The organism is Streptomyces sp. NPDC049837 (genome assembly GCF_040674455.1).
Lineage (GTDB): Bacteria > Actinomycetota > Actinomycetes > Streptomycetales > Streptomycetaceae > Streptomyces.
Map to the genome: position 1 here is coordinate 61,417 of NZ_JBFAMP010000008.1, position 20,735 is coordinate 82,151.

Consider the following 20,735-nt stretch of genomic DNA (forward strand, 5'->3'; position numbering starts at 1 on the left):
CCCAGCGCATCGAGAACCCATGCGCGGTGACCGCGTCTTCGCGTACGGCGCGGCCGCCGGGCTCGCCGCCGATCTGCTCCTCGCCGACCCCCGCCGGGGGCACCCCGTGGCCGCCTTCGGACGGGCGGCGGCCCGCGTGGAGGGCGCGCTGTGGCGCGACCACCGGGCATGGGGCGCCCTGCACGCCGTGGTGTGCGCCGGGGGCGCGGCCGGGGCGGCCGCACTCGCGGCCCGGGCGGTACGGAACCGGGGCGTCCTCCCCGTCGCGCTGACCGCCGCATCCGTGTGGGCGGTCGTCGGCGGTACGACGCTGGGCCGCGAGGCCCGCGCCATCGGCGGGGCGCTGGCCGCCGGTGACCTGGAGGTGGCCCGGGAGCGGCTGCCGCACCTGTGCGGGCGCGACCCGCAGGCCCTGGACGGCCCGGGCATGGCCCGCGCGGTCGTGGAGTCGGTCGCCGAGAACACCTCCGACGCCGTGGTCGGCGCCCTCGTATGGGGCGCGATCGGGGGCGTACCGGGGCTGGTGGCGTTCCGGGCGGTGAACACCCTGGACGCGATGGTGGGTCACAAGTCGCCGCGCTACCGCCGCTTCGGCTGGGCGTCCGCCCGCCTCGACGATGTGGCCGGCTGGCCGGGCGCCCGGCTGACGGCCGCGCTGGCGACCGTCGCGGGCGGCAACCCGCGCGGCGCGGTGCGGGCCTGGCGGGCCGACGCGGCCGGGCACCCGAGCCCCAACGCGGGCCCGGTCGAGGCGTCGTTCGCGGGCGCCCTGGGCGTACGGCTCGGCGGGACGCTCTCGTACGGCGGCCGCGTCGAGCACCGGCCCGTGCTCAACGCCGAGGGGCGGGCCGTCGAGGTGGCGGACATCGAGCGCGCGGTGCGGCTGTCGCGCCGGGTGAGCGCCCTCACGCTCGCGGTGTGCGCGGGTGGGCGACTGGCGTACGGGGCGATCAAGCGGAGGCGTACATGAGCAAGGGTGGGGGGTTGCTCGTCGCGGGCACCACGTCCGACGCGGGCAAGAGCGTCGTCACGGCCGGCATCTGCCGCTGGCTGGTGCGGCAGGGCGTGAAGGTCGCGCCGTTCAAGGGGCAGAACATGTCCCTCAATTCGTTCGTCACGCGCGAGGGCGCGGAGATCGGCCGGGCGCAGGCCATGCAGGCGCAGGCGGCCCGGGTGGAGCCGACCGCGCTGATGAACCCGGTGCTGCTCAAGCCGGGCAGCGACCGCTCCAGTCAGGTCGTGCTGATGGGCAAGCCGGTCGGCGAGCTGAGCGCGCGCGGCTACCACGGCGGCAAGCAGCGTGAGCTGCTCGAACCGGTCCTGGCCTGCCTCCAGGAGCTGCGCGAGACGTACGACGCCGTGATCTGCGAGGGCGCGGGCAGCCCGGCGGAGATCAACCTGCGCCGGACCGACATCGTCAACATGGGCATCGCGCGGGCGGCCCGCTTCCCCGTGGTCGTGGTCGGCGACATCGACCGGGGCGGGGTCTTCGCGCAGTTCTTCGGTACGACGGCGCTGCTGGCGCCCGAGGACCAGGAGCTGGTCGCGGGCTACCTGGTGAACAAGTTCCGGGGCGACGTGACGCTCCTGGAGCCGGGCCTCGACATGCTGCTGGGCCTGACGGGGCGCCGGACGTTCGGGGTCCTGCCGTACGCGCACGGGCTCGGCATCGACGAGGAGGACGGGCTGCGCGTGTCGATGCGGGGCGCGGTGCGCGAATCGGTCGTCGCGCCGCCGGTCGGTGAGGACGTGCTGCGGGTCGCCGTCTGCGCCGTACCGCTGATGTCCAACTTCACCGACGTCGACGCGCTGGCCGCCGAGCCGGGCGTGGTCGTCCGTTTCGTGGACCGGCCCGAGGAGCTCGTGGACGCGGACCTGGTGGTCGTGCCGGGCACGCGCGGGACGGTGAAGGCGCTGGCGTGGCTGCGTGAACGGGGCCTGGCGGACGCGCTGGTACGGCGCGCGGCCGAGGGGCGTCCGGTGCTCGGCATCTGCGGCGGCTTCCAGGCGCTGGGCGAGCACATCGACGACGAGGTCGAGTCCCGGGCGGGCGAGGTCCCCGGCCTCGGGCTGCTGCCGGTACGGGTGCGGTTCGCGCCCGACAAGACCCTCGCCCGGCCGGTCGGCGAGGCCCTCGGCGAGCACGTCGACGGGTACGAGATCCACCACGGCGTCGCGGAGGTGGGCGGCGGCGAGCCGTTCCTGGACGGGTGCCGCGTCGGGGCCGTGTGGGGCACGCACTGGCACGGCTCCCTGGAGAGCGACGGCTTCCGCCGGGCATTCCTCACTCAGGTGGCGCGGGCGGCCGGCAGACGTTTCGTCCCGGCGCCCGACACGTCGTTCGGCGCGCTGCGCGAGGAGCAGTTGGACCGGCTCGGCGACCTGATCGAGGAACACGCGGACACGGACGCGCTCTGGAAACTGATCGAGCAGGGCCCGCCCACAGGACTTCCCTTCATCGCACCCGGAGCACCTTCATGAGCGCTGCACCCCACTACCCCTTCACCGCCATCGTCGGGCAGGACGACCTGCGGCTCGGGCTGCTGCTGAACGCGGTGTCCCCGGCCGTCGGCGGTGTCCTGGTACGCGGTGAGAAGGGCACCGCCAAGTCGACGGCCGTCCGTGCCCTCGCGGCCCTGATGCCGGACGTCGACGTCATCGCGGGCTGCCGCTTCTCCTGCCCGCCCGGCTCCCCCGACCCGGCCTGCCCCGACGGGCCGCACACCGTCGCCGAGGCGGTGAGCCGCCCGGCCCGGATGGTCGAGCTGCCCGTCGGCGCCTCGGAGGACCGGCTGGTGGGCGCCCTCGACATCGAGCGGGCGCTGGCGGACGGCGTGAAGGCGTTCGAGCCGGGTCTGCTGGCGGACGCGCACCGGGGTGTGCTGTACGTCGACGAGGTCAACCTGTTGCACGACCACCTGGTCGACCTGCTCCTGGACGCGGCCGCCATGGGTGCCTCGTACGTGGAGCGCGAGGGCGTCTCCGTACGGCATGCCGCCCGCTTCCTGCTCGTCGGGACGATGAACCCCGAAGAGGGCGAGCTGCGGCCGCAGTTGCTGGACCGGTTCGGGCTGACCGTGGAGGTGGCCGCCTCGCGGGAGCCCGAGCAGCGGGTCGAGGTGGTGCGGCGCCGGCTGGCGTTCGACGACGACCCGGCCGGCTTCGCGGCGCGGTGGGCCGACGAGGAGGCCGCGCTGCGGGAGCGGATCGTGGCCGCGCGGGCGCTGCTGCCGTCCGTGACGCTCGGCGACGCGGCGCTGCGGCAGATCGCGGCGACGTGCGCGGCGTTCGAGGTGGACGGCATGCGCGCCGACATCGTGATGGCGCGTACCGCGACGGCGCTGGCCGCGTGGGCGGGGCGGACGGACGTCACCTCCGACGACGTACGGCAGGCGGCGCTGCTGGCACTGCCGCACCGGCGCAGGCGCAACCCCTTCGACGCGCCGGGGCTCGACGAGGACAAACTGGACGAGACGCTGGAGGAGTTCGGCGGCGGGGACGACGAGCCGGACCCGGAGCCCGACGGGCCCGACGGGCCGGGTGGCGGCCCCGGTGGCGGTGGCGGCGTGCCCCCGCAGGGCGGTGAGCCGGAGGCCTCCCCCGAGGAAACCCCGGCTCCCGCGCCCGGTCCCGGCGGCGGTTCGCCCGAGCAGGCGCCCGTCAAGGCCGCCGAGCCGTTCCGCACCAAGGTGCTGAGCGTGCCGGGCCTGGGCGAGGGCGCGGCGGGACGCCGTTCCCGGGCCCGTACCGAACACGGCAGGACGACCGGGGCGCGGCGCCCCCAGGGGACGCTCACCAAGCTGCACCTGGCGGCGACCGTGCAGGCGGCCGCCCCGCACCAGCGGGCGCGCGGCCGGTCGGGTCCCGGGCTGGTCGTACGGCGTGACGACCTGCGCCAGGCGACGCGCGAGGGGCGCGAGGGAAACCTGGTGCTGTTCGCCGTGGACGCGTCCGGTTCGATGGCGGCCCGGCAGCGGATGGGCGCGGTGAAGGGCGCCGTACTGTCGCTGCTGCTGGACGCCTACCAGCGGCGCGACAAGGTGGGACTGGTGACCTTCCGGGGCTCGTCCGCCGACCTGGCCCTGCCGCCCACGTCGTCCGTCGACGCGGCCGCCGCCCGCCTGGAGCAACTGCCGACCGGCGGGCGCACCCCGCTCGCGGCGGGGCTGCTGAAGGCCCACGACGTACTGCGCGTGGAGCGGCTGCGCGACCCGGCGCGCCGCCCGCTGCTGGTCGTCGTCACGGACGGCCGGGCGACCGGCGGGCCGGAGCCGGTGGCGCTGGCAGCCCGCGCGGCCGGCCTGCACGCCGCCGAGGGCACCGCGTCGGTGGTGGTGGACTGCGAGACCGGCCCGGTACGGCTGGGCATGGCTGCCGAACTGGCCCGTAACCTCGGCGGCACCGCCGTCACACTGGACGAACTGCGGGCGGATGCCATCGCGGGTCTCGTCAGGGATGTCAGAGCAACTACTGGGAGGGCCGCTTAATGCCGCAGGGACAGCCGACCGTCGTACCGGACGACGGACTCACCACCCGTCAGCGCCGAAACCGCGCGCTGGTGATGGTGCACACGGGCGTCGGCAAGGGAAAGTCGACGGCCGCGTTCGGGATGGCGCTGCGCGCCTGGAACCAGGGCTGGCCGATCGGGGTCTTCCAGTTCGTCAAGTCCGCCAAGTGGAAGGTCGGCGAGGAGAACGCCCTCAAGGCGCTCGGCGAGACCGGCAAGGGCGGGACCGTCACCTGGAACAAGATGGGCGAGGGCTGGTCCTGGATCCAGCGCGACCCCAAGGACGGCGAGCAGTCGCACGAGGACAAGGCGCGTGAGGGCTGGGAGCAGGTCAAGCGTGACCTCGCCGAGGAGAAGTACAAGTTCTACGTCCTCGACGAGTTCGCGTACCTGCTGCACTGGGGGTGGATCGACACCGCCGAGGTCGTCGAGGTGCTGAGGAACCGGCCCGGTCAGCAGCACGTGGTGATCACCGGCCGTAACGCTCCGCAGGAGTTGCTGGACTTCGCCGATCTCGTCACCGACATGTCGAAGGTCAAGCACCCGATGGACGCGGGTCAGAAGGGCCAGCGGGGCATCGAGTGGTAGCACGTCTCGTCATCGCCGCGCCCTCGTCGGGCGCGGGCAAGACCACGGTCGCGACCGGCCTGATGGCCGCGTTCGCCGGCCGTGGTCTCGCGGTGTCCCCGCACAAGGTGGGCCCCGACTACATCGACCCGGGCTACCACGCGCTCGCCACCGGCCGCCCGGGCCGCAACCTCGACGCCTACATGTGCGGTACGGAGCTGATCGCGCCGCTCTTCGCGCACGGCGCGCGCGGCTGCGACCTGGCGGTCGTGGAGGGCGTGATGGGCCTGTACGACGGTGCCGCCGACCAGGGCGAGCTGGCGTCCACGGCGCAGGTCGCCAAGCTGCTGAAGGCACCGGTGGTGCTGGTGGTGGACGCGTCCTCGCAGTCCCGGTCGGTGGCCGCGCTGGTGCACGGCTTCGCGTCCTGGGACCCGGAGGTGCGGATCGGCGGGGTCATCCTCAACAAGGTGGCCACCGACCGGCACGAGCACCTGCTGCGGGAGGCGCTCGGCGAGTCGGGCGTGCCGGTGCTGGGCGTGCTGCGGCGGGCGCCTTCCGTCGCCACGCCGTCGCGGCACCTGGGCCTGGTGCCGGTCGCCGAGCGGCAGGCGGCGGCGGTGGAGGCGGTGGCGGCGCAGGCGGAGCAGGTGCGGGCGGGGTGCGACCTGGAGGGGCTGCTGGCCCTTGCGCGGTCGGCGCCGGAGCTGCACGTGGAGGCGTGGGATCCGGCTCTGGAGCCGGTCGCGGGCCGGACCATGGTCGCCGTCGCCGGTGGGGCTGCCTTCACGTTCTCGTACGCCGAGCACGCCGAGTTGCTCCGCGCCGCCGGGGCCGAGGTCGTCACGTTCGACCCGCTCCGGGACGAGGCCCTTCCCGAGGGGACGAGCGGGCTTGTCATCGGGGGCGGGTTCCCGGAGATGTACGGGGCCGAGCTGTCCGCCAACGAGCCGCTCCGCAAGGCCGTCGCGGACCTCGCCGCGTCCGGGGCGCCCGTCGCGGCCGAGTGCGCGGGACTGCTGTACCTGGCACGCTCGTTGGACGGGCAGCCCATGTGCGGCGTCCTGGACGCGGACGCGCGCATGTCGCAACGGCTGACGCTGGGCTACCGGGACGCGGTGGCGGTGAGCGACAGCCCGCTGGCGGCGGCCGGGACGCGGATGCGGGGGCACGAATTCCACCGCACGGTGATCGAGCCGGGCGCGGGCCCGGCGCCCGCGTGGGGGCTGCGGCAGCCCGAGCGCCGGGTGGAGGGCTTCGTACGGGGCGGTGTGCACGCGAGTTACGTGCACACGCACTGGGCGGCCGTGCCGGAGACGGCGCGGCGGTTCGTGGAGCACTGCACGGGATGACGATCGTGGTCGGTGTGGGCGCGGGGCGGGGCGTGTCCGCCGACGCGGTGCTCGGGCTGGTCGAGGAGACGCTGCGGGAGGCGGGGCTGGCCGCGTCCGCCGTCGGGGAGCTGGCGACGGTCGACTCCAAGGCGGACGAGCCGGGGATCGTGGGCGCCGCGCGGCGGTTGGGCGTGCCGTTGCGCACGTACCCCGCGCGGGAGTTGGCGCTGGTCGCCGTACCGCACCCGTCGGAGGCCGTGAGGGCGGCGGCGGGGACGCCGTCGGTGGCGGAGGCGGCGGCGCTGGCGGGCGGGGGCGAACTCCTCGTGCCGAAGCGGGTGTCGAGGAAGGCGCGGGTGACATGTGCGGTGGCGCGCGGGCGGTTGTTGAATGTGGGTCACGGGTACACCGGTGGGGAGACACCGGAGTGTTAGACCCTGTTCATGGAGCGCTACCGGGAGGCCGTATGTCTCCCGTCCCCCACCCCCCACTTCACCCACACGCTGGCGGCCATGTATACCCACACCGACACTCACGATCTGCGGCACCACGGTGACGCGGAGGTCCGCGACGAGAAGCTGACCGATCTCGCGGTCAACGTCCGGACGAACACCCCGCCCGACTGGCTGCGGGAGCGCATCGCGGCCTCGCTGACCGGGCTCGCCGCCTATCCGGACGGGCGGGCGGCACGGGCCGCCGTCGCGGCACGCCACGACCTGCCCGCCGAGCGGGTGCTGCTGACGGCGGGCGCGGCGGAGGCGTTCGTACTGCTGGCACGGGCGCTGCCGGTGCGAAGACCAGTGGTGGTGCACCCGCAGTTCACGGAGCCGGAGGCGGCGCTGCGGGACGCGGGGCACGAGGTGCGGCGGGTGCTGCTGCGCGAGGAGGACGGGTTCCGGCTGGCCCCGGAGGCGGTCCCGGAGGACGCCGACCTGGTGGTGGTCGGCAATCCGACGAACCCGACGTCCGTGCTGCATCCGGCCGCCCTGCTGGCCGAGCTGGCCCGCCCGGGGCGGACGCTGGTGGTGGACGAGGCGTTCATGGACGCGGTGCCCGGCGAGCGGGAGGCGCTGGCGGGGCGGACCGATGTGCCGGGCCTGGTGGTACTGCGCAGCCTCACCAAGACGTGGGGCCTGGCCGGGCTGCGGATCGGCTACGTACTGGCCGATCCCGCGACGGTGACGGCCCTGGAGCGGGCGCAGCCGCTGTGGCCGGTCTCGTCGCCGGCGCTGGCGGCCGCCGAGGCGTGCATGTCGCGGGCGGCGCTGGCGGAGGCGGAGGACGCGGCGCGCCGAATAGCGGTGGAGCGCGCGCATCTGCTGGCGGGGCTCGCGGAGTTCGACGAGGTGCGGGCGGTGACGGCGGCGGAGGGTCCGTTCGTGCTGGTCCGCATGGAGGGCGCGGACGTGGTGCGGGACCGGCTGCGGTCGCTGGGCTTCGCGGCCCGGCGGGGCGATACGTTCCCGGGCCTGGGCCCGCAGTGGCTGCGGCTGGCGGTCCGGGACCGGGTGACGACGAACCGGTTCCTCCAGGCCCTGGACCAGGCGCTGGTGATGGCGGGATCGGGGTGCGGTAAGGGCCGCTGACGCGTCCGGTCGATCACGTCAGTTGATGTTGGCCGCGATCATGACGGCGATGACGCCGAGCAGCGCCAGGACGAACACCGGGAGGGCGAGGACCTTCGCGGACCAGTCGAGCAGGCTCGTGGCGGCTGCTCGCGGTTTGCTGTACAGCCCGGGCGAGGAGCGGAGGTCATAGCGCGCCACGCCGACGAGGATGAGCGAGACGAGCGCCATGACCAGGCAGATCACCAGGTCGCGGGTCGACTCCTGGGCGAAGTGGGCCTGGATGTCGGCCCAGGTCTCCCCTGCCTGCTGCAGCCGGGCGGCTTCCACGGCCGCCTTGATGCCCATGGCCAGGGAGGCGATGGCCGTCCCCAGGGCGGCCGTGGCGAGCGCCGGCGCGCGGAAGGTCTTGATGCCCGTCGGTTGCGGCGGAGGCGGAGGCTGGGGTGGTGGCTGGGGTGGCGGTGGCTGAGGCGGCCGTGGCGAGGGCGGCGGCTTGGGCTTGGGCGGGGGCGGGGGCCCGGGTCTGGGCGGCTCGGGCCCGGGCGGCTCGGGCGTCGGGGGCTCGGGCATGGGCGGGGGGATGTCCTTGGGCACCGTCTTGGGCTCCCGTACCTCCGCCTCGACGTGGAGCACGGCTTCGCCCACGAAGCCCTTCAGCACGATGTCGTCGCTCAGGCGTCCCGGGGTGGCCGTGTCGACGGTGACGTCCAGCCCGTCCCCCGCCGGGACCGCGTGCAGCCGGTCGTCCTTGGGGCGCGGTGTGCAACTGCGGGCGAGCGGCGGGCCGAGCAGCCGCACGTGCCGCGCGGGCGGGACCGCGTGCTGGTCCACCGGGTCGAAGCGGACCGTCGCCGGTTCGGGGCTGATCCGCACCAGGTCGAGGGCGGCGCTCGCCTGCTCCGCCACGGCGTGGATGTCGTTGCGGGCGACCTGCTCCAGTGCCTGGCGGGCGCCCGCGGCGATGGGCAGGTCGGTGTGCCTCATCCAGTTGCTCAGCTCAGTGACGGCCCCCAGCCGGGTGAACATCTCCTCGCTGGTCAGCGCGGCTCGCAGCCGCTCCGGGAGGGGGGCCGGGACGATCCGCCGCCGGTCGCTGCGCGCGAGGTACAGGTCGCCCCGGAGGTCGGACTTGCAGCTCGGCGTCTGGTTCCTGTTCTCCCGGATCACCCGGTTGTAGACGTAGTCGTACAGCTCGTTGAGGGAGACCTTGCCGTCCTCGTTCTGATCCGCCTCCCCGGTGGAGAGGCCGGACACCAGGGCGCTGGTGAAGACGGACGGCTTCGGGTTCCCCTCGTCGGCGAGCCGGGCGCCCTCGAAGGCGTACTGCATGGAGTCGGAGGCGGTGACGACCGCCCATCCGCGGCCTTCGCTGCCGAGCTTCTCACCGGCGAACTTTTCGAGGACGTGCACGTCTCCGGCCGCGCGGGCCACCGTGCCCGGGGAGAAGGCGCCTCCGTAGCAGCAGTCCAGGAACAGGACCGTGGTACGCGCGCGGGTGTCGGCCATGCATTCTTCAACGAACTCGGCCGCGATTCCGGTCGCCTTGAGGCGCTTCGGGCGGGTGTCGGGCGCCGCGAAATACAGCTCACCCGATTCGCTTTTCAGACCGTGACAGGAGAAGTGCAGCAGCAGCATGTCGGTGGTCTTGCGTTCCGCGAAGAAGTCCTCGATGTGGCTGCGGACGACGTAGGACGGCTCGTTCCGCACGACCTGCACGTCGAAACCCCCGATACGGGGATCCCCCAGCACGTCGGCGAGCGCCTCGGCGTCCGCGGCGGGTGACGAGAGCCTTTGCAGGCCGCCTTCCTGATAGTCGTCGTTGGCGATGATCAGGGCGTGCCGGGAGTCGTCCATGGCGGTGCCTCGGGCTATGCCTCAACAGCGGAGTGTTTCTTGATGAATGCCTCGAAGGCGTCCGCGACCTGGTCGGGTGAGGCTTCGGAGACTTCGAGTACGTCGCCGTCCATCGTCAGGCGCAGGGATGGGCGGGCTTCCTGGAACCGGGACCACCAGCCGTGGAGGACGCCGACGACCTGGCGTATGGCGGTGGCGGACTGGCCGATGGTGACCAGCAGCGCGCCGATTTCCATCGGCCCGAAGGCCCGAGCACCGGGCGGGATTTCCTCGGCGGGGAGTGTCTCCACATTGTCGACGTCGAGTTCGAGGAGTTCCCGGCGGAGGTGGCCGGTCATCCTGTCGATCCGTTCGGGATCGGTCCCTTCCTCGAAAAGGTGAATCTGCAACTGGTTTTCCATGGAAAGCCGCCCTTCTTTCTGTCAGGGGCAGGCGTCCCTCGCATCCAGTCTGTGCGCTTCTCGGCACCACCGCAAGAATCGCGGAAATCGCGGAAGTGGTGCACGGCATCCCCCCGGAACACCGTGCACCGTACGTCAGCGGCGTTCTGTCAGCCGCGTTCGCGGGCCGCGCGGGCGCGGCGCGTGAGGGTCAGTGCCCCGGCACCGGCGGCGAGGAGGGCGAGGGAGCCGCCCGCGAGGTAGGGCGTGAGCGAACTCCCGCCGGTCTCGGCGAGGTTGGCCTCCTTCGGCTCGGCGGCCGTCTGGGGCCGTACGCCGGCGGGCCCGGCGTCGGCGGGCTTGGCGTCCGCCGGCCGGGGGGCCGCCTTCGGCGGCGCCTTGGGCGACTCGCAGGTGGCCCCGGCGAGGGTGACCGTGCCGGTGACATCCGCGACGTTCGCCTTGAGCGGGTTCACCGACACCGTGAGGGTCAGGGCGGTGGCGGCGGCGGTACGGGAGGTGGTGTGCGTCTTCGACAGGTCGAGCGTCACCTCGCCGACGCCCGGCACGTCGACCTTCGTCGGGCCGCCCGCCGTGAGCGTGACCCGCTTGCCGAGGACGGTGACGCGGCCCAGCAGGTTCGCCTCGGCGACGGGCCGTTTACCGGCCTCGCAGACCGCGCGGGAGGTGGCCTTCTCGACCTCGATCAGCGACAGCAGCGGGAGCCCGGGGACGTGCAGCTTCGCGTGGGCGAGCCGGGTGTGCCCCTCCGCACGCCGCGCGTCGGCGGTCGCCCGCGCGGTGGCGACGTCGGCCCGGAGGACGCTGACCGGCCTGCCCTGCTCGACGCCGTCCAGGGTGACGGTCAGCGCGGTCTTCTCGGCGCTCGCGGGCGCCTGGACCTCGTTGAGCGTGGCCTTGAGCGGCACGTGCACGGACTTGTCCAGCAGCGACACGTCCAGGTCGGTGCGCAGGACGACGGCGCTCGCGCGCCCTTCTCCCCCGCCGGTGGCGTGAGCCGTGGGCGCGGCGGCGAGGAGCACGGGTCCGGCGGTGAGCGCCGCCGCGGCCGCCGCGGCGGTGAGGGAGCGGTGGCGGGCAGGCAGGCGCAAGGTGGTGCCGTTCAAGGTGTGGAACCCCCACAGGGAGACATGGCGTCGCCGGCCCCGGCCCATGGGGAACGCATGAGCGGCGGCGACGTGGGACACCGGAATCTTTACGCACGGAGAGTGAACGGGCGGCCGCCTGACGTGAGTTCACCCCAAAGTGGGGTTTCCGTTCCCATATTCGAATCTTTCGGCACGGACGTTCGCCGAAATCCCACCCGTTGCGCGAAGTGGCGAAAAATAATCAACGACAGGCGGCGGCAGGTCGTCACGGGGTGTCAACGGGTGTCCACAGGATACGGATTGCTTCTCGCGCGACCGTGAGCTTAAGTTAGGGCAGCCTAACTAAAAGATCGGGACAAGAGTGAGCATCGAGGTCTACCGGGACACCTGGGGCATCCCGCATCTCCGCGCCGCCGACGCGCTGGAACTCGTCCACGCGCAGGGCCGCACCACCGCCCTGGACCGGGCCTGGCAGTTGGAGGTCGAACGGCACCGCGCCCAGGGCACCACGGCCGCCTTCCTGGGCACCGAGGCCGTCGAGTGGGACGTCTTCGCCCGCCGCGCCCAACTGGCCGACACCGCCCGCCGCTGCTTCGACGCGCTCGACGAGCCCACCCGTACCTGGGTGCGCGCGTACGTGGACGGGGTCAACGCCGGGCTCGCGGCCGGCGCCCGCCGCGCGCCCGAGTTCGCCGCCACGGGACTGGCCCCCGGGCGGTGGGAGCCGTGGACGCCGCTGGCCGTGTGGCTGTCGAGGCACATCCTGTTCGCCGGCTTCCCCAGCAAGCTGTGGCGCGACCACGTCGCCCGCCGGCTCGGCGAGGAGTACGCCGAGCTGTTCGCCACCGACGGCCCCGCCGCCTCCGGCAGCAACGGCTGGCTGGTGACCGGCGACCGCACCGCCACCGGGGCGGCGCTCATCGCGGGCGACCCGCACCGGATCATCGAGGCGCCCGGCGTCTACCAGCAGATCCGGCTGGCCTGCCCCGAGTACGACGTCGTCGGGCTCGCCGTCCCGGGCGTACCCGGCCTGGCGCACTTCGGGCACACCGGCACCGTCGCCTGGGCGATCACCAACGCCATGGCCGACTACCAGGACCTGTACCGGGAGCGACTGCGGCGCACCGAGGACGGCGAGGTGGCGGCGCTGGGCCCGGACGGCTGGGCGCCCGCGCGTGTCCACACCGAGACCGTCGAGGTCAAGGGCGCCGACCCGGTCGAGATCGAGGTGATCGAGACCGCGCGCGGACCAGTGATCATCGACGGGCCGGAGGACGTGATCAGCCTCCGTTACCCGCCGCGCCTGACCGGCGAACTGGGCTTCGCCACCCTGCCCGCGCTGCTCGCCGCCCGCACCGTCGCCGACGTGGACCGCGCGTTCGACCGCTGGGTGGAGCCCGTCAACGTCGTCCAGGCCGCCGACACCGAGGGCGGCACCCTCCACCGGGTCGCCGGGCACGTCCCGCTGCGCGGGCGCGACAACCGGCTGCGCACCGTCCCCGCCTGGGAGCCCGGCCACGAGTGGCACGGCGGCGCCCACGACCCGATGCCCCGCGAACCGGTCGACGGCGTCGCGGTGATGGCGAACGCGCGCGGACTCGCCACTCCGCTCGGCGTCGAGTTCGCGGCACCGCACCGGGCGCAGCGGATCGCCAGGCTGCTGGACGCGTCGAAGAGCTGGACCGCGCCGGAGATGGCCGCCGTCCACACGGACACCCACCTGGCCTCGGCCCGCCCGCTGCTCTCCCTGCTCGCGGCCCTGCCCGACCTGGGGCTGGAGGCGCGGGAGGTGCGCGACCGGCTGCTGTGCTGGAACCGCCGCATGGCGGCCGGCAGCACGGACGCGGCGCTGTTCGCGGCCGTACGCGGGGCGGTCGTGCGCCGCCTCGCCGAGCACCCGGCGCTCGCCGGGCTGGCCGAACCGCCCGCGTACCCCGCGCTCTTCCAGCCGTGGCTGGCCCTCGTCCCGCGCGTCGCGTACGCCCTGGGGACCCTGCTGGCGGGCGGCCCGGTGCCCGAGGCCGACCGGCTGGCGGCGGTCCGCGCCGCCCTGGAGGAGGTGGCCGCCGCTCCCCCCACCGATCCCTGGGGCGCCACGCACCGGCTCGCGCCCTGGGCCGCGCTGCCCGCACTGACCGACGGCACGGACGAGTGGCCCGGTCTGGACGGCGACCACGACTGCGTCCTGTCCACCTCCAGCGTCCCGGGCCTCACCGACCACAGCGCGCGCGGTCCGGCCGCCCGCTACGTCTGGGACCTGGCCCGGCGCGAGGACAGCCTCTGGGTGGTGCCCCTGGGCGCCTCGGGCGTCCCCGGCGATCCGCACGCGCGCGACCAACTGCCGCTGTGGCTACGGGGCGACCTCGTGCCCGTCGTCACCGACTGGGACCGGCTCATCGAGGAGCGGCACGACCACCGCTGACGGGTGAGTCGTCAGTCGATGACCCGCCCGTTGAGGATCACCCGCCGCGGCGCCGCCAGGACGCGGACATCCGCGCGCGGGTCCTCGTCGTAGACGACCAGGTCGGCCGGGGCGCCCTCGTCCAGGGCGGGGCGGCCGAGCCATGCGCGGGCGCCCCAGGTCGTGGCCGACAGGGCCTCCAGTGGCGGGATGCCGGCCGTGACGAGTTCGGCGACCTCGGCGGCGACCAGGCCGTGCGCCAGGGAGCCGCCCGCGTCGGTGCCGACGAAGACGGGGATGCCCGCGTCGTACGCGGCGCGCACGGTGTCGTACCGGCGCTCGTGGAGGCGCCGCATGTGGTCGGCCCAGCGCGGGAACTTGGCCTCTCCCCCGGCGGCGAGGCGCGGGAACGTGGCGATGTTGACGAGCGTCGGCACGATGGCGACGCCGCGCTCGGCGAACAGCGGGATGGTCTCCTCTGTGAGGCCCGTGGCGTGCTCGATGCAGTCGATGCCCGCCTCGACGAGGTCGCGCAGCGACTCCTCGGCGAAGCAGTGGGCGGTGACGCGCGCGCCGAGCCGGTGCGCCTCCGCGATGGCCGCCTCGACCTCGGCGCGCGGCCAGCAGGCGCCCAGGTCGCCGGTTCCCCGGTCGAGCCAGTCGCCGACGAGCTTGACCCAGCCGTCGCCGCGCCGGGCCTCCCGGGCGACGTACGCGACGAGGTCGGCGGGCTCGATCTCGTGGGCGTAGTTGCGGATGTAGCGGCGGGTGCGCGCGATGTGCCGGCCCGCGCGGATGATCTTCGGCAGGTCGTCGCGGTCGTCGATCCAGCGGGTGTCCGCCGGGGACCCGGCGTCCCGGATCAGCAGCGTGCCCGCGTCCCGGTCGGTGAGCGCCTGCTTCTCGCTGGTGGCCTCGTCCACGGCCCCGTGGGCGTCGAGCCCGACGTGGCAGTGCGCGTCGACCAGGCCGGGCAGCGCCCAGCCCGTGACCGTCCTGACGTCCCGTGCGGCGGACGGCCGGTCGTAGGTGATCCGCCCCTCGACCACCCACAGTTCGTCGCGTACGTCCTCCGGACCGGCCAGCACCCGCCCCGTCACATGCAACACCACGCTCATGTCCAGCACTCTACGGGGAGGGACGGGGACGGAAGTACGCTCGGCCGAGCAGTCCGTACGTGAACACCCTGGAAGCGAGCCCCCGTGACGCACCCCCTCCTCGACCTGGCCCCGCTCACCGCCGACCGCTTCGCGGCCATCGAGCGGCGCGTGGCCTCATTGCTGGCCACCGAGCAGGACGTGCTGATCACGCAGGGGGAGGCGCTGCTGCCGCTGGAGGGCTGCATCCGCAGCGGCGCCCGGCCCGGGTCGACCGCGCTGAACGTGATCACCGGGCCGTACGGGCAGACCTTCGGCGACTGGCTGCGGGACTGCGGCGCGACGGTGGTGGACCTGGAGGTGCCGTTCCACACGGCGGTGACGGCCGATGAGATCGCCGGGGCGCTGGAGCGGAACCCGGAGATCGACTTCGTGTCCCTGGTGCACGCCGAGGCGGCGACCGGGAACACCAACCCGGTCGCGGAGATCGGTGAGGTGGTACGGGCGCACGGCGCGCTGTTCTACCTGGACGCGGTGGCCTCGATCGGCGCCGAGCCGGTGCTGCCGGACGCCTGGGGCGTCGACCTGTGCATCATCGGCGCGCAGAAGGCGATGGGCGGCCCGGCGGGTGTCTCGGCGGTGTCGGTGAGCACGCGCGCGTGGGAGCGGTTCGCGGCCAACCCGGCGGCGCCGCGCCGCTCGTACCTCTCCCTCCTGGACTGGAAGGAGCGCTGGATCGACCGTGGGCGTACGGCCCTGCCGCACGCGCCCGCGCAGTTGGAGATGCTGGCGCTGGAGGCGTGCCTGGAGCGCATCGAGGCGGAGGGCCTGGACTCGCTGATGGCCCGCCATGCCTCGGCCGCGGCGGCCACCCGGGCGGGCGCGCTCGCGCTCGGTGGCGGTCTGGAGCCGTACGTGTACGAGGCGAAGGACGCCGCCCCGGTCGCGACGACGCTGCGCACCCCGCCCGGCGTGGACGCCGCCGAGCTGGTCGCCGGGGCCCTGGCGGAGGACCCGTCGCTCCCGCTGGCGGCGGGCGGCGGGGCGCTCGCCAAGGAGATGGTCCGGGTGAACCACTACGGGCCGGGCGCCACCCGGGACGTGGTCGCCTCCTCGCTGGCCGCGCTCGGCACCGCCCTGGGCGCGCTGACCGGCACGACGCCGGACCTGGAGGGCGCCCGCCGGGCGGTCACCGCGGCGTGGGGCTGACCGCCCCGGTGACCGCCGCGCCGGCCGCCCCGGTGACAACGGCCGTGGTGGCCGTCACGGTGGTGGCCGCCAGGGCTTCCAGCAGGGCCTGGACCGGCGGGGCGGGCGGGCGTCCCGCCGGGACGGCGAGGGAGACCGGGGCCGTGAGGCCCGGTAGGGGGCGGAAGGCGATCCGGGGCGTCGGCGGCAGGGGGCCCACCGGGTGGAACAGCGTCCAGGACGGCTCGGGGTGGGCGGCGAGCTCGGTGAGCGTGTCCTGGAGGGTGGTGAACGGCGGACCGGCCGTCCAGTCCGGCAGGGCGGCAGTGACCAGGTCGTGGAAGGCCGGGTCGGCGGCGCGCGGGACGAGCCGCAGCGGCAGGCGGGCGAGCCGGTCGAGGCTCGGCGCCTCGCCGTCCGCGAGGCCGAGGGCGAGCGCGTGGGAGGCGGGCAGCGCGGCGATCAGCGGCTCGTCCCACAACCGGTGCAGGGCCACGCCGTCGGCCCGCCGCACGGTGCGTACGAGGGCGGCGTCGAACGTTCCGGAGCGCACGGCCGCGAGGCGGGCCTCCTGGGGCGCCCGCTCCAGCCGTACGCGCAGCCCGGGGCGGCGGGCGGCCAGCGCGTCGAGGGCGCGGTACACGCGGTCGGCGAAGGCCCGGCTGGTGCCGAGCCGTACGAGTCCCTCCGTCCCGGCGGTGATCCCGGCGGCGGTGTCCCGGACCCGGGCGGCCGCGGCGAGCGCGGCGCGGGCCTCGGGCAGCAGCCGCTCGCCGGCCGCGGTGAGGCGCACGCCGTGCGTGGGCGTGCGGTCGAACAGGCGCAGCCCCAGCTCCCCTTCCAGCCGGGCGATCCGCCGGCTCACCGACGCCGGGACGGTGTGCAGCCGCTCGGCGGCCCGTACGAAGCCCAGCTCCTCGGCGACCGCGACGAAGTTCTCCAGCTCACGCAGCTCCACTCCTGGCCCCCACCCATCGCCGTTGATGATCTCTGTGCCGGTCAACCGCTTCCCTGTCCCGTCTTCTTCCCGCTTCGTCGCGTCACGCGTACGCACCGATACGTGCGGCGGGCGCGGACGGCTCAACGGCGGGGGCCGGGGCGAGGGCGGCGGTGGCGGCGGATTGTCACCGGAATGGCGGCGGGTGAATACTTCGGGGAATTCCTGGCACTACATTGTCGCGGGCAGCTTCCCGCATTCTTCTGCCCGGTTTCCCCGACCCTAAACACAAAGATTTCATAAGGACTCGACGGGCAATTCGGGCACATGTCAAGCCCGTTACTCCGGTGTGACGGACTCCACATGACGCCCGTTTTGCAGGGAAATATCCGGGCAAAAAGCAGCGATCGGCGAGCGGTCGACCCTTGAGCTCGCGCCCGCGCGATAACACAGGTCAGACGCTCACCCAACCCCTCACCCCGATGCAATTTCAGAAATTGCTGGGTAAGTTCAATCCGCATGACCGCCGCACAAGCAGACCTTGCACGTGCCCGAAACGAATTCCCCCGACCGGCCGCACCGGCCATCGGTATCGACACCCCCCGAGTGGAGGACGGAGCCGCGATCTGGCGCATTGCCCGCGACTCCGAGGTCCTGGACCTCAACTCCTCGTACAGCTATTTGCTGTGGTGCCGCGACTTCGCCGCCACCTCCCTGGTGGCGCGCGGCGCCGACGGCGAGCCGATCGCCTTCGTCACGGGGTACATCAGGCCGCAGCGCCCGCAGACCCTCGTCGTCTGGCAGGTCGCCGTGGACCACGCGCACCGGGGCCAGGGACTGGCCGGTGTGCTGCTGGACGCGCTGACCGCGCGCGTCGCCGGGCAGGGCGTCCACACCGTGGAAACCACCATCACCCCGGACAACACGGCGTCCGACCGGCTCTTCACCTCGTACGCGGAGCGCCGTGGGGCGTCCCTGGAGCGTGAGGTCCTCTTCGACGGGGGGCTCTTCCCCGAGGGGACACACGAGCCCGAGGTGCTCTACCGGATCAGCCCGATCGCCTGAAACCCCCGAACGCCGCCCGAGACGCCTGAGACACCCCCACCGAGGAGACGAACCGCTGTGACCATCACCCCGCCCGCCCTGAGTGTCTTCGAGACCCTGGAGTCGGAGGTGCGCAGCTACTGCCGCGGTTGGCCCGCGGTGTTCGACCGCGCGCAGGGCGCACGCCTCACCGACGAGGACGGACACTCCTACCTCGACTTCTTCGCCGGCGCCGGCTCGCTCAACTACGGCCACAACAACCCCGTACTGAAACGCGCGCTGCTCGACTACATCGAGCGTGACGGCATCACCCACGGCCTCGACATGGCGACAACCGCCAAACGCGCGTTCCTGGAGTCCTTCCAGAACGTGATCCTCCGGCCGCGCGACCTGCCGTACAAGGTGATGTTCCCCGGCCCGACCGGCACCAACGCCGTGGAGGCCGCGCTGAAGCTGGCCCGCAAGGTGAAGGGACGCGAGTCGATCGTGTCGTTCACCAACGCCTTCCACGGCATGTCGCTCGGCTCACTCGCCGTCACCGGCAACGCGTTCAAGCGCGCCGGGGCCGGTATCCCGCTGGTGCACGGCACGCCGATGCCGTTCGACAACTACCTCGACGGCCGGGTCCCGGACTTCCTGTGGTTCGAGCGGCTGCTGGAGGACCAGGGCTCCGGCCTGAACAAGCCGGCCGCCGTGATCGTGGAGACCGTGCAGGGCGAGGGCGGCATCAACGTCGCCCGGCCCGAGTGGCTGCGCGCGCTGCGCGAGCTGTGCGACCGCCAGGACATGCTGCTGATCGTCGACGACATCCAGATGGGCTGTGGCCGCACCGGTGCCTTCTTCTCCTTCGAGGAGGCGGGCATCACCCCGGACATCGTCACCCTGTCGAAGTCCATCAGCGGATACGGCCTGCCGATGTCGCTGTGCCTGTTCACGCCGGAGCTCGACGTGTGGGGCCCGGGTGAGCACAACGGCACCTTCCGCGGCAACAACCCGGCCTTCGTCACCGCCACCGCCGCGCTGGACACCTACTGGGCCGACGGCCAGATGGAGAAGCAGACCATCGCGCGCGGCGAGCAGGTCGAGCAGGCGCTGCTGGCGATCTGCGACGAGAACTCCGCCTACGGCGCCCACTTCCGTGGCCGCGGCCTGGTGTGGGGCATGGAGTTCACCGACAAGTCCCGTGCCGCGGCCGTCTGTGCGCGCGCCTTCGAGCTGGGCCTGCTGCTGGAGACCTCGGGCCCGCAGAGCGAGGTCGTCAAGCTGCTGCCGCCGCTGACCGTCACGCCCGACGAGCTGGACGAGGGGCTGCGGACGCTGGCCCGCGCGGTCCGCGAAACGGCCTGAGTCCCTCCCGTACGAAAGGAAGTTGCACCACCGTGATCGTCCGATCGTTGAAGGACATCGAGAACACCGAGCGCCATGTCAAGGCGGCCTCCGGCACCTGGGAGTCCAAGCGCATCGTGCTCGCCAAGGAGAAGGCCGGCTTCTCCCTGCACGAGACCGTGCTGTACGCGGGCACCGAGACGTCGATGTGGTACGCCAACCACGTCGAGGCCGTGCTGTGCGTCGAGGGCGAGGCCGAGCTGACCGACGACGAGACGGGCGAGACGCACTGGATCGAGCCCGGCACGATGTACCTGCTCGACGGCCATGAGCGCCACACCCTGCGCCCGAAGACCGACTTCCGGTGCGTGTGCGTCTTCAACCCTCCCGTGACCGGACGGGAGGACCACGACGAGAACGGTGTCTACCCGCTGCTCACGGAGGAGGGCTGAACCATGACCACGACGCTCCAGGATCTCTACCCCACCCGAGGCGCCTCCGAGGTCGTCACTCCCCGCCAGGACCCGGTCGTCTGGGGGCCGGTGTCGTCGCCGGAGCTGGAGTCGTTCGAGCGTGACGGCTTCCTCGCCGTCGACCGGCTCATCACGGAGGACGAGGTCGCGGTCTACCGCGCCGAGCTCGACCGGCTGGTCAACGACCCGGTGATCCGTGCCGACGAGCGCTCGATCGTCGAGCCGAAGTCCCAGGACGTACGGTCGGTCTTCGAGGTCCACAAGATCAGCGACGTGTTCGCGCGGCTGGTCCGCGACGAGCGCGTGGTGGGCCGGGCGCGCGAGATCCTCGGCTCGGACGTGTACGTCCACCAGTCGCGGATCAACGTGAAGCCGGGCTTCGGTGCCTCGGGCTTCTACTGGCACTCGGACTTCGAGACCTGGCACGCGGAGGACGGGCTGCCGCGGATGCGGACGGTGTCCGTGTCGATCGCCCTGACGGAGAACCTGGACACCAACGGCGGCCTGATGATCATGCCGGGGTCGCACCGGACGTTCCTGGGCTGCGCGGGCGAGACGCCGAAGGACAACTACAAGAAGTCGCTCCAGATGCAGGACGCGGGCACGCCGTCGGACGAGGCGCTGACGAAGTTCGCCGACGCGCACGGCATCCGGCTGTTCACCGGCAAGGCGGGTTCGGCGACCTGGTTCGACTGCAACGCCATGCACGGCTCGGGCGACAACATCACCCCGTACCCGCGCAGCAACGTCTTCATCGTGTTCAACAGCGTGGAGAACGCGGCGGTGGAACCGTTCGCGGCCCCGGTCCGGCGACCGGAGTTCATCGGAGCGCGGGACTTCACGCCGGTGCGGTGAGCCCCCTGCCGGGGGTCCGGGGGTTGTCCCCCGGGAGATGCAGCATTGGAGCGCGGGACTTCACGCCGGTGCGGTGACACCGCTGCCGGGGTGAG

General features: G+C 73.4%; 17 protein-coding genes and 1 pseudogene. 13 read left to right on the plus strand and 5 right to left on the minus strand.

The features are described from left to right. Window positions 1–19: 19 nt before the first annotated feature. The 7 genes and pseudogenes from AB0J57_RS22125 to cobC all read left to right on the plus strand — a co-directional run bounded on the left by AB0J57_RS22125 (window position 20) and on the right by cobC (window position 7,994). Complete coding sequence (locus AB0J57_RS22125) at window positions 20–970, plus strand: cobalamin biosynthesis protein (protein WP_366129986.1); 951 nt, start codon at window positions 20–22, stop codon at window positions 968–970. Then, window positions 967–2,481: a cobyric acid synthase gene (locus AB0J57_RS22130; RefSeq protein ID WP_366129987.1), complete on the plus strand. Its 1,515-nt coding sequence runs from the start codon at window positions 967–969 to the stop codon at window positions 2,479–2,481. Before AB0J57_RS22125 ends, AB0J57_RS22130 begins: the two co-directional genes overlap by 4 nt. Continuing rightward, complete coding sequence (locus tag AB0J57_RS22135; RefSeq protein WP_366129988.1) at window positions 2,478–4,487, plus strand: putative cobaltochelatase; 2,010 nt, start codon at window positions 2,478–2,480, stop codon at window positions 4,485–4,487. The genes AB0J57_RS22130 and AB0J57_RS22135 overlap by 4 nt, the downstream gene beginning before the upstream one ends. Beyond that, entirely contained in the window at window positions 4,487–5,095 is a 609-nt protein-coding gene (gene cobO, locus AB0J57_RS22140; protein ID WP_366129989.1) for a cob(I)yrinic acid a,c-diamide adenosyltransferase, read from the plus strand. Before AB0J57_RS22135 ends, cobO begins: the two co-directional genes overlap by 1 nt. Next, window positions 5,089–6,426, plus strand: coding sequence for a cobyrinate a,c-diamide synthase (locus AB0J57_RS22145; protein WP_366129990.1), 1,338 nt, complete (start codon window positions 5,089–5,091; stop codon window positions 6,424–6,426). Before cobO ends, AB0J57_RS22145 begins: the two co-directional genes overlap by 7 nt. Continuing rightward, window positions 6,426–6,779, plus strand: a pseudogene (locus AB0J57_RS22150) (cobalamin biosynthesis protein); the annotation flags it as partial. The gene AB0J57_RS22145 and the pseudogene AB0J57_RS22150, both read left to right, overlap by 1 nt. Before the next feature lie 141 nt (window positions 6,780–6,920). Beyond that, complete coding sequence (gene cobC, locus AB0J57_RS22155) at window positions 6,921–7,994, plus strand: Rv2231c family pyridoxal phosphate-dependent protein CobC (protein ID WP_366129991.1); 1,074 nt, start codon at window positions 6,921–6,923, stop codon at window positions 7,992–7,994. An 18-nt stretch (window positions 7,995–8,012) separates the two neighbouring features. Here the strand turns inward: cobC and AB0J57_RS22160 are convergent, their stop codons facing one another. The 3 genes from AB0J57_RS22160 to AB0J57_RS22170 form a co-directional block, all read right to left on the minus strand. Further along, window positions 8,013–9,830: a caspase family protein gene (locus tag AB0J57_RS22160; protein ID WP_366129993.1), complete on the minus strand. Its 1,818-nt coding sequence runs from the start codon at window positions 9,828–9,830 to the stop codon at window positions 8,013–8,015. Between the two features lie 14 nt (window positions 9,831–9,844). Next, complete coding sequence (locus AB0J57_RS22165) at window positions 9,845–10,231, minus strand: hypothetical protein (RefSeq protein WP_366129994.1); 387 nt, start codon at window positions 10,229–10,231, stop codon at window positions 9,845–9,847. Window positions 10,232–10,380: 149 nt separating this feature from the next. Further along, entirely contained in the window at window positions 10,381–11,337 is a 957-nt protein-coding gene (locus AB0J57_RS22170) for an SCO1860 family LAETG-anchored protein (protein ID WP_366129995.1), read from the minus strand. A gap of 343 nt (window positions 11,338–11,680) precedes the next feature. Here AB0J57_RS22170 and AB0J57_RS22175 point away from each other — a divergent pair, with 343 nt between their 5' ends. Further along, the gene (locus AB0J57_RS22175) at window positions 11,681–13,741 is read left to right on the plus strand and encodes a penicillin acylase family protein (RefSeq protein WP_366129996.1); all 2,061 of its coding nucleotides are present in this window, start codon (window positions 11,681–11,683) and stop codon (window positions 13,739–13,741) included. Between the two features lie 11 nt (window positions 13,742–13,752). Here the strand turns inward: AB0J57_RS22175 and AB0J57_RS22180 are convergent, their stop codons facing one another. Then, the gene (locus AB0J57_RS22180) at window positions 13,753–14,838 is read right to left on the minus strand and encodes an amidohydrolase family protein (RefSeq protein WP_366129997.1); all 1,086 of its coding nucleotides are present in this window, start codon (window positions 14,836–14,838) and stop codon (window positions 13,753–13,755) included. Between the two features lie 84 nt (window positions 14,839–14,922). Here AB0J57_RS22180 and AB0J57_RS22185 point away from each other — a divergent pair, with 84 nt between their 5' ends. Then, the gene (locus AB0J57_RS22185; RefSeq protein WP_366129998.1) at window positions 14,923–16,026 is read left to right on the plus strand and encodes an aminotransferase class V-fold PLP-dependent enzyme; all 1,104 of its coding nucleotides are present in this window, start codon (window positions 14,923–14,925) and stop codon (window positions 16,024–16,026) included. On the opposite strand, the gene AB0J57_RS22190 is transcribed toward AB0J57_RS22185, so the two are convergent. Continuing rightward, on the minus strand, window positions 16,007–17,008 hold the full coding sequence (locus AB0J57_RS22190; RefSeq protein WP_366129999.1) for a LysR family transcriptional regulator: 1,002 nt from the start codon (window positions 17,006–17,008) through the stop codon (window positions 16,007–16,009). The genes AB0J57_RS22185 and AB0J57_RS22190 overlap by 20 nt on opposite strands. Before the next feature lie 453 nt (window positions 17,009–17,461). On the opposite strand from AB0J57_RS22190, the gene ectA reads away from it, so the two are divergent. The 4 genes from ectA to thpD are packed head-to-tail and all read left to right on the plus strand — an operon-like array spanning window position 17,462 to window position 20,640. Next, window positions 17,462–18,007, plus strand: a complete 546-nt coding sequence (gene ectA / locus AB0J57_RS22195) for a diaminobutyrate acetyltransferase (RefSeq protein ID WP_366130000.1) — start codon at window positions 17,462–17,464, stop codon at window positions 18,005–18,007. A 57-nt stretch (window positions 18,008–18,064) separates the two neighbouring features. Beyond that, window positions 18,065–19,333: a diaminobutyrate--2-oxoglutarate transaminase gene (gene ectB, locus AB0J57_RS22200; RefSeq protein WP_366130001.1), complete on the plus strand. Its 1,269-nt coding sequence runs from the start codon at window positions 18,065–18,067 to the stop codon at window positions 19,331–19,333. A gap of 32 nt (window positions 19,334–19,365) precedes the next feature. Further along, on the plus strand, window positions 19,366–19,764 hold the full coding sequence (locus AB0J57_RS22205; RefSeq protein WP_366130002.1) for an ectoine synthase: 399 nt from the start codon (window positions 19,366–19,368) through the stop codon (window positions 19,762–19,764). Between the two features lie 3 nt (window positions 19,765–19,767). After that, window positions 19,768–20,640, plus strand: a complete 873-nt coding sequence (gene thpD, locus AB0J57_RS22210; RefSeq protein WP_366130003.1) for an ectoine hydroxylase — start codon at window positions 19,768–19,770, stop codon at window positions 20,638–20,640. Window positions 20,641–20,735 lie beyond the last annotated feature (95 nt).

Coding starts and splice junctions, on each gene's coding strand:
- AB0J57_RS22125 (WP_366129986.1), top strand. CDS start 20: ATGCGCGGTGACCGCGTCTTCGCGTACGGCGCGGCCGCCGGGCTCGCC.
- AB0J57_RS22130 (WP_366129987.1), top strand. CDS start 967: ATGAGCAAGGGTGGGGGGTTGCTCGTCGCGGGCACCACGTCCGACGCG.
- AB0J57_RS22135 (WP_366129988.1), top strand. CDS start 2,478: ATGAGCGCTGCACCCCACTACCCCTTCACCGCCATCGTCGGGCAGGAC.
- cobO (WP_366129989.1), top strand. CDS start 4,487: ATGCCGCAGGGACAGCCGACCGTCGTACCGGACGACGGACTCACCACC.
- cobC (WP_366129991.1), top strand. CDS start 6,921: ATGTATACCCACACCGACACTCACGATCTGCGGCACCACGGTGACGCG.
- AB0J57_RS22160 (WP_366129993.1), bottom strand. CDS start 9,830: ATGGACGACTCCCGGCACGCCCTGATCATCGCCAACGACGACTATCAG.
- AB0J57_RS22165 (WP_366129994.1), bottom strand. CDS start 10,231: ATGGAAAACCAGTTGCAGATTCACCTTTTCGAGGAAGGGACCGATCCC.
- AB0J57_RS22180 (WP_366129997.1), bottom strand. CDS start 14,838: ATGAGCGTGGTGTTGCATGTGACGGGGCGGGTGCTGGCCGGTCCGGAG.
- ectA (WP_366130000.1), top strand. CDS start 17,462: ATGACCGCCGCACAAGCAGACCTTGCACGTGCCCGAAACGAATTCCCC.
- thpD (WP_366130003.1), top strand. CDS start 19,768: ATGACCACGACGCTCCAGGATCTCTACCCCACCCGAGGCGCCTCCGAG.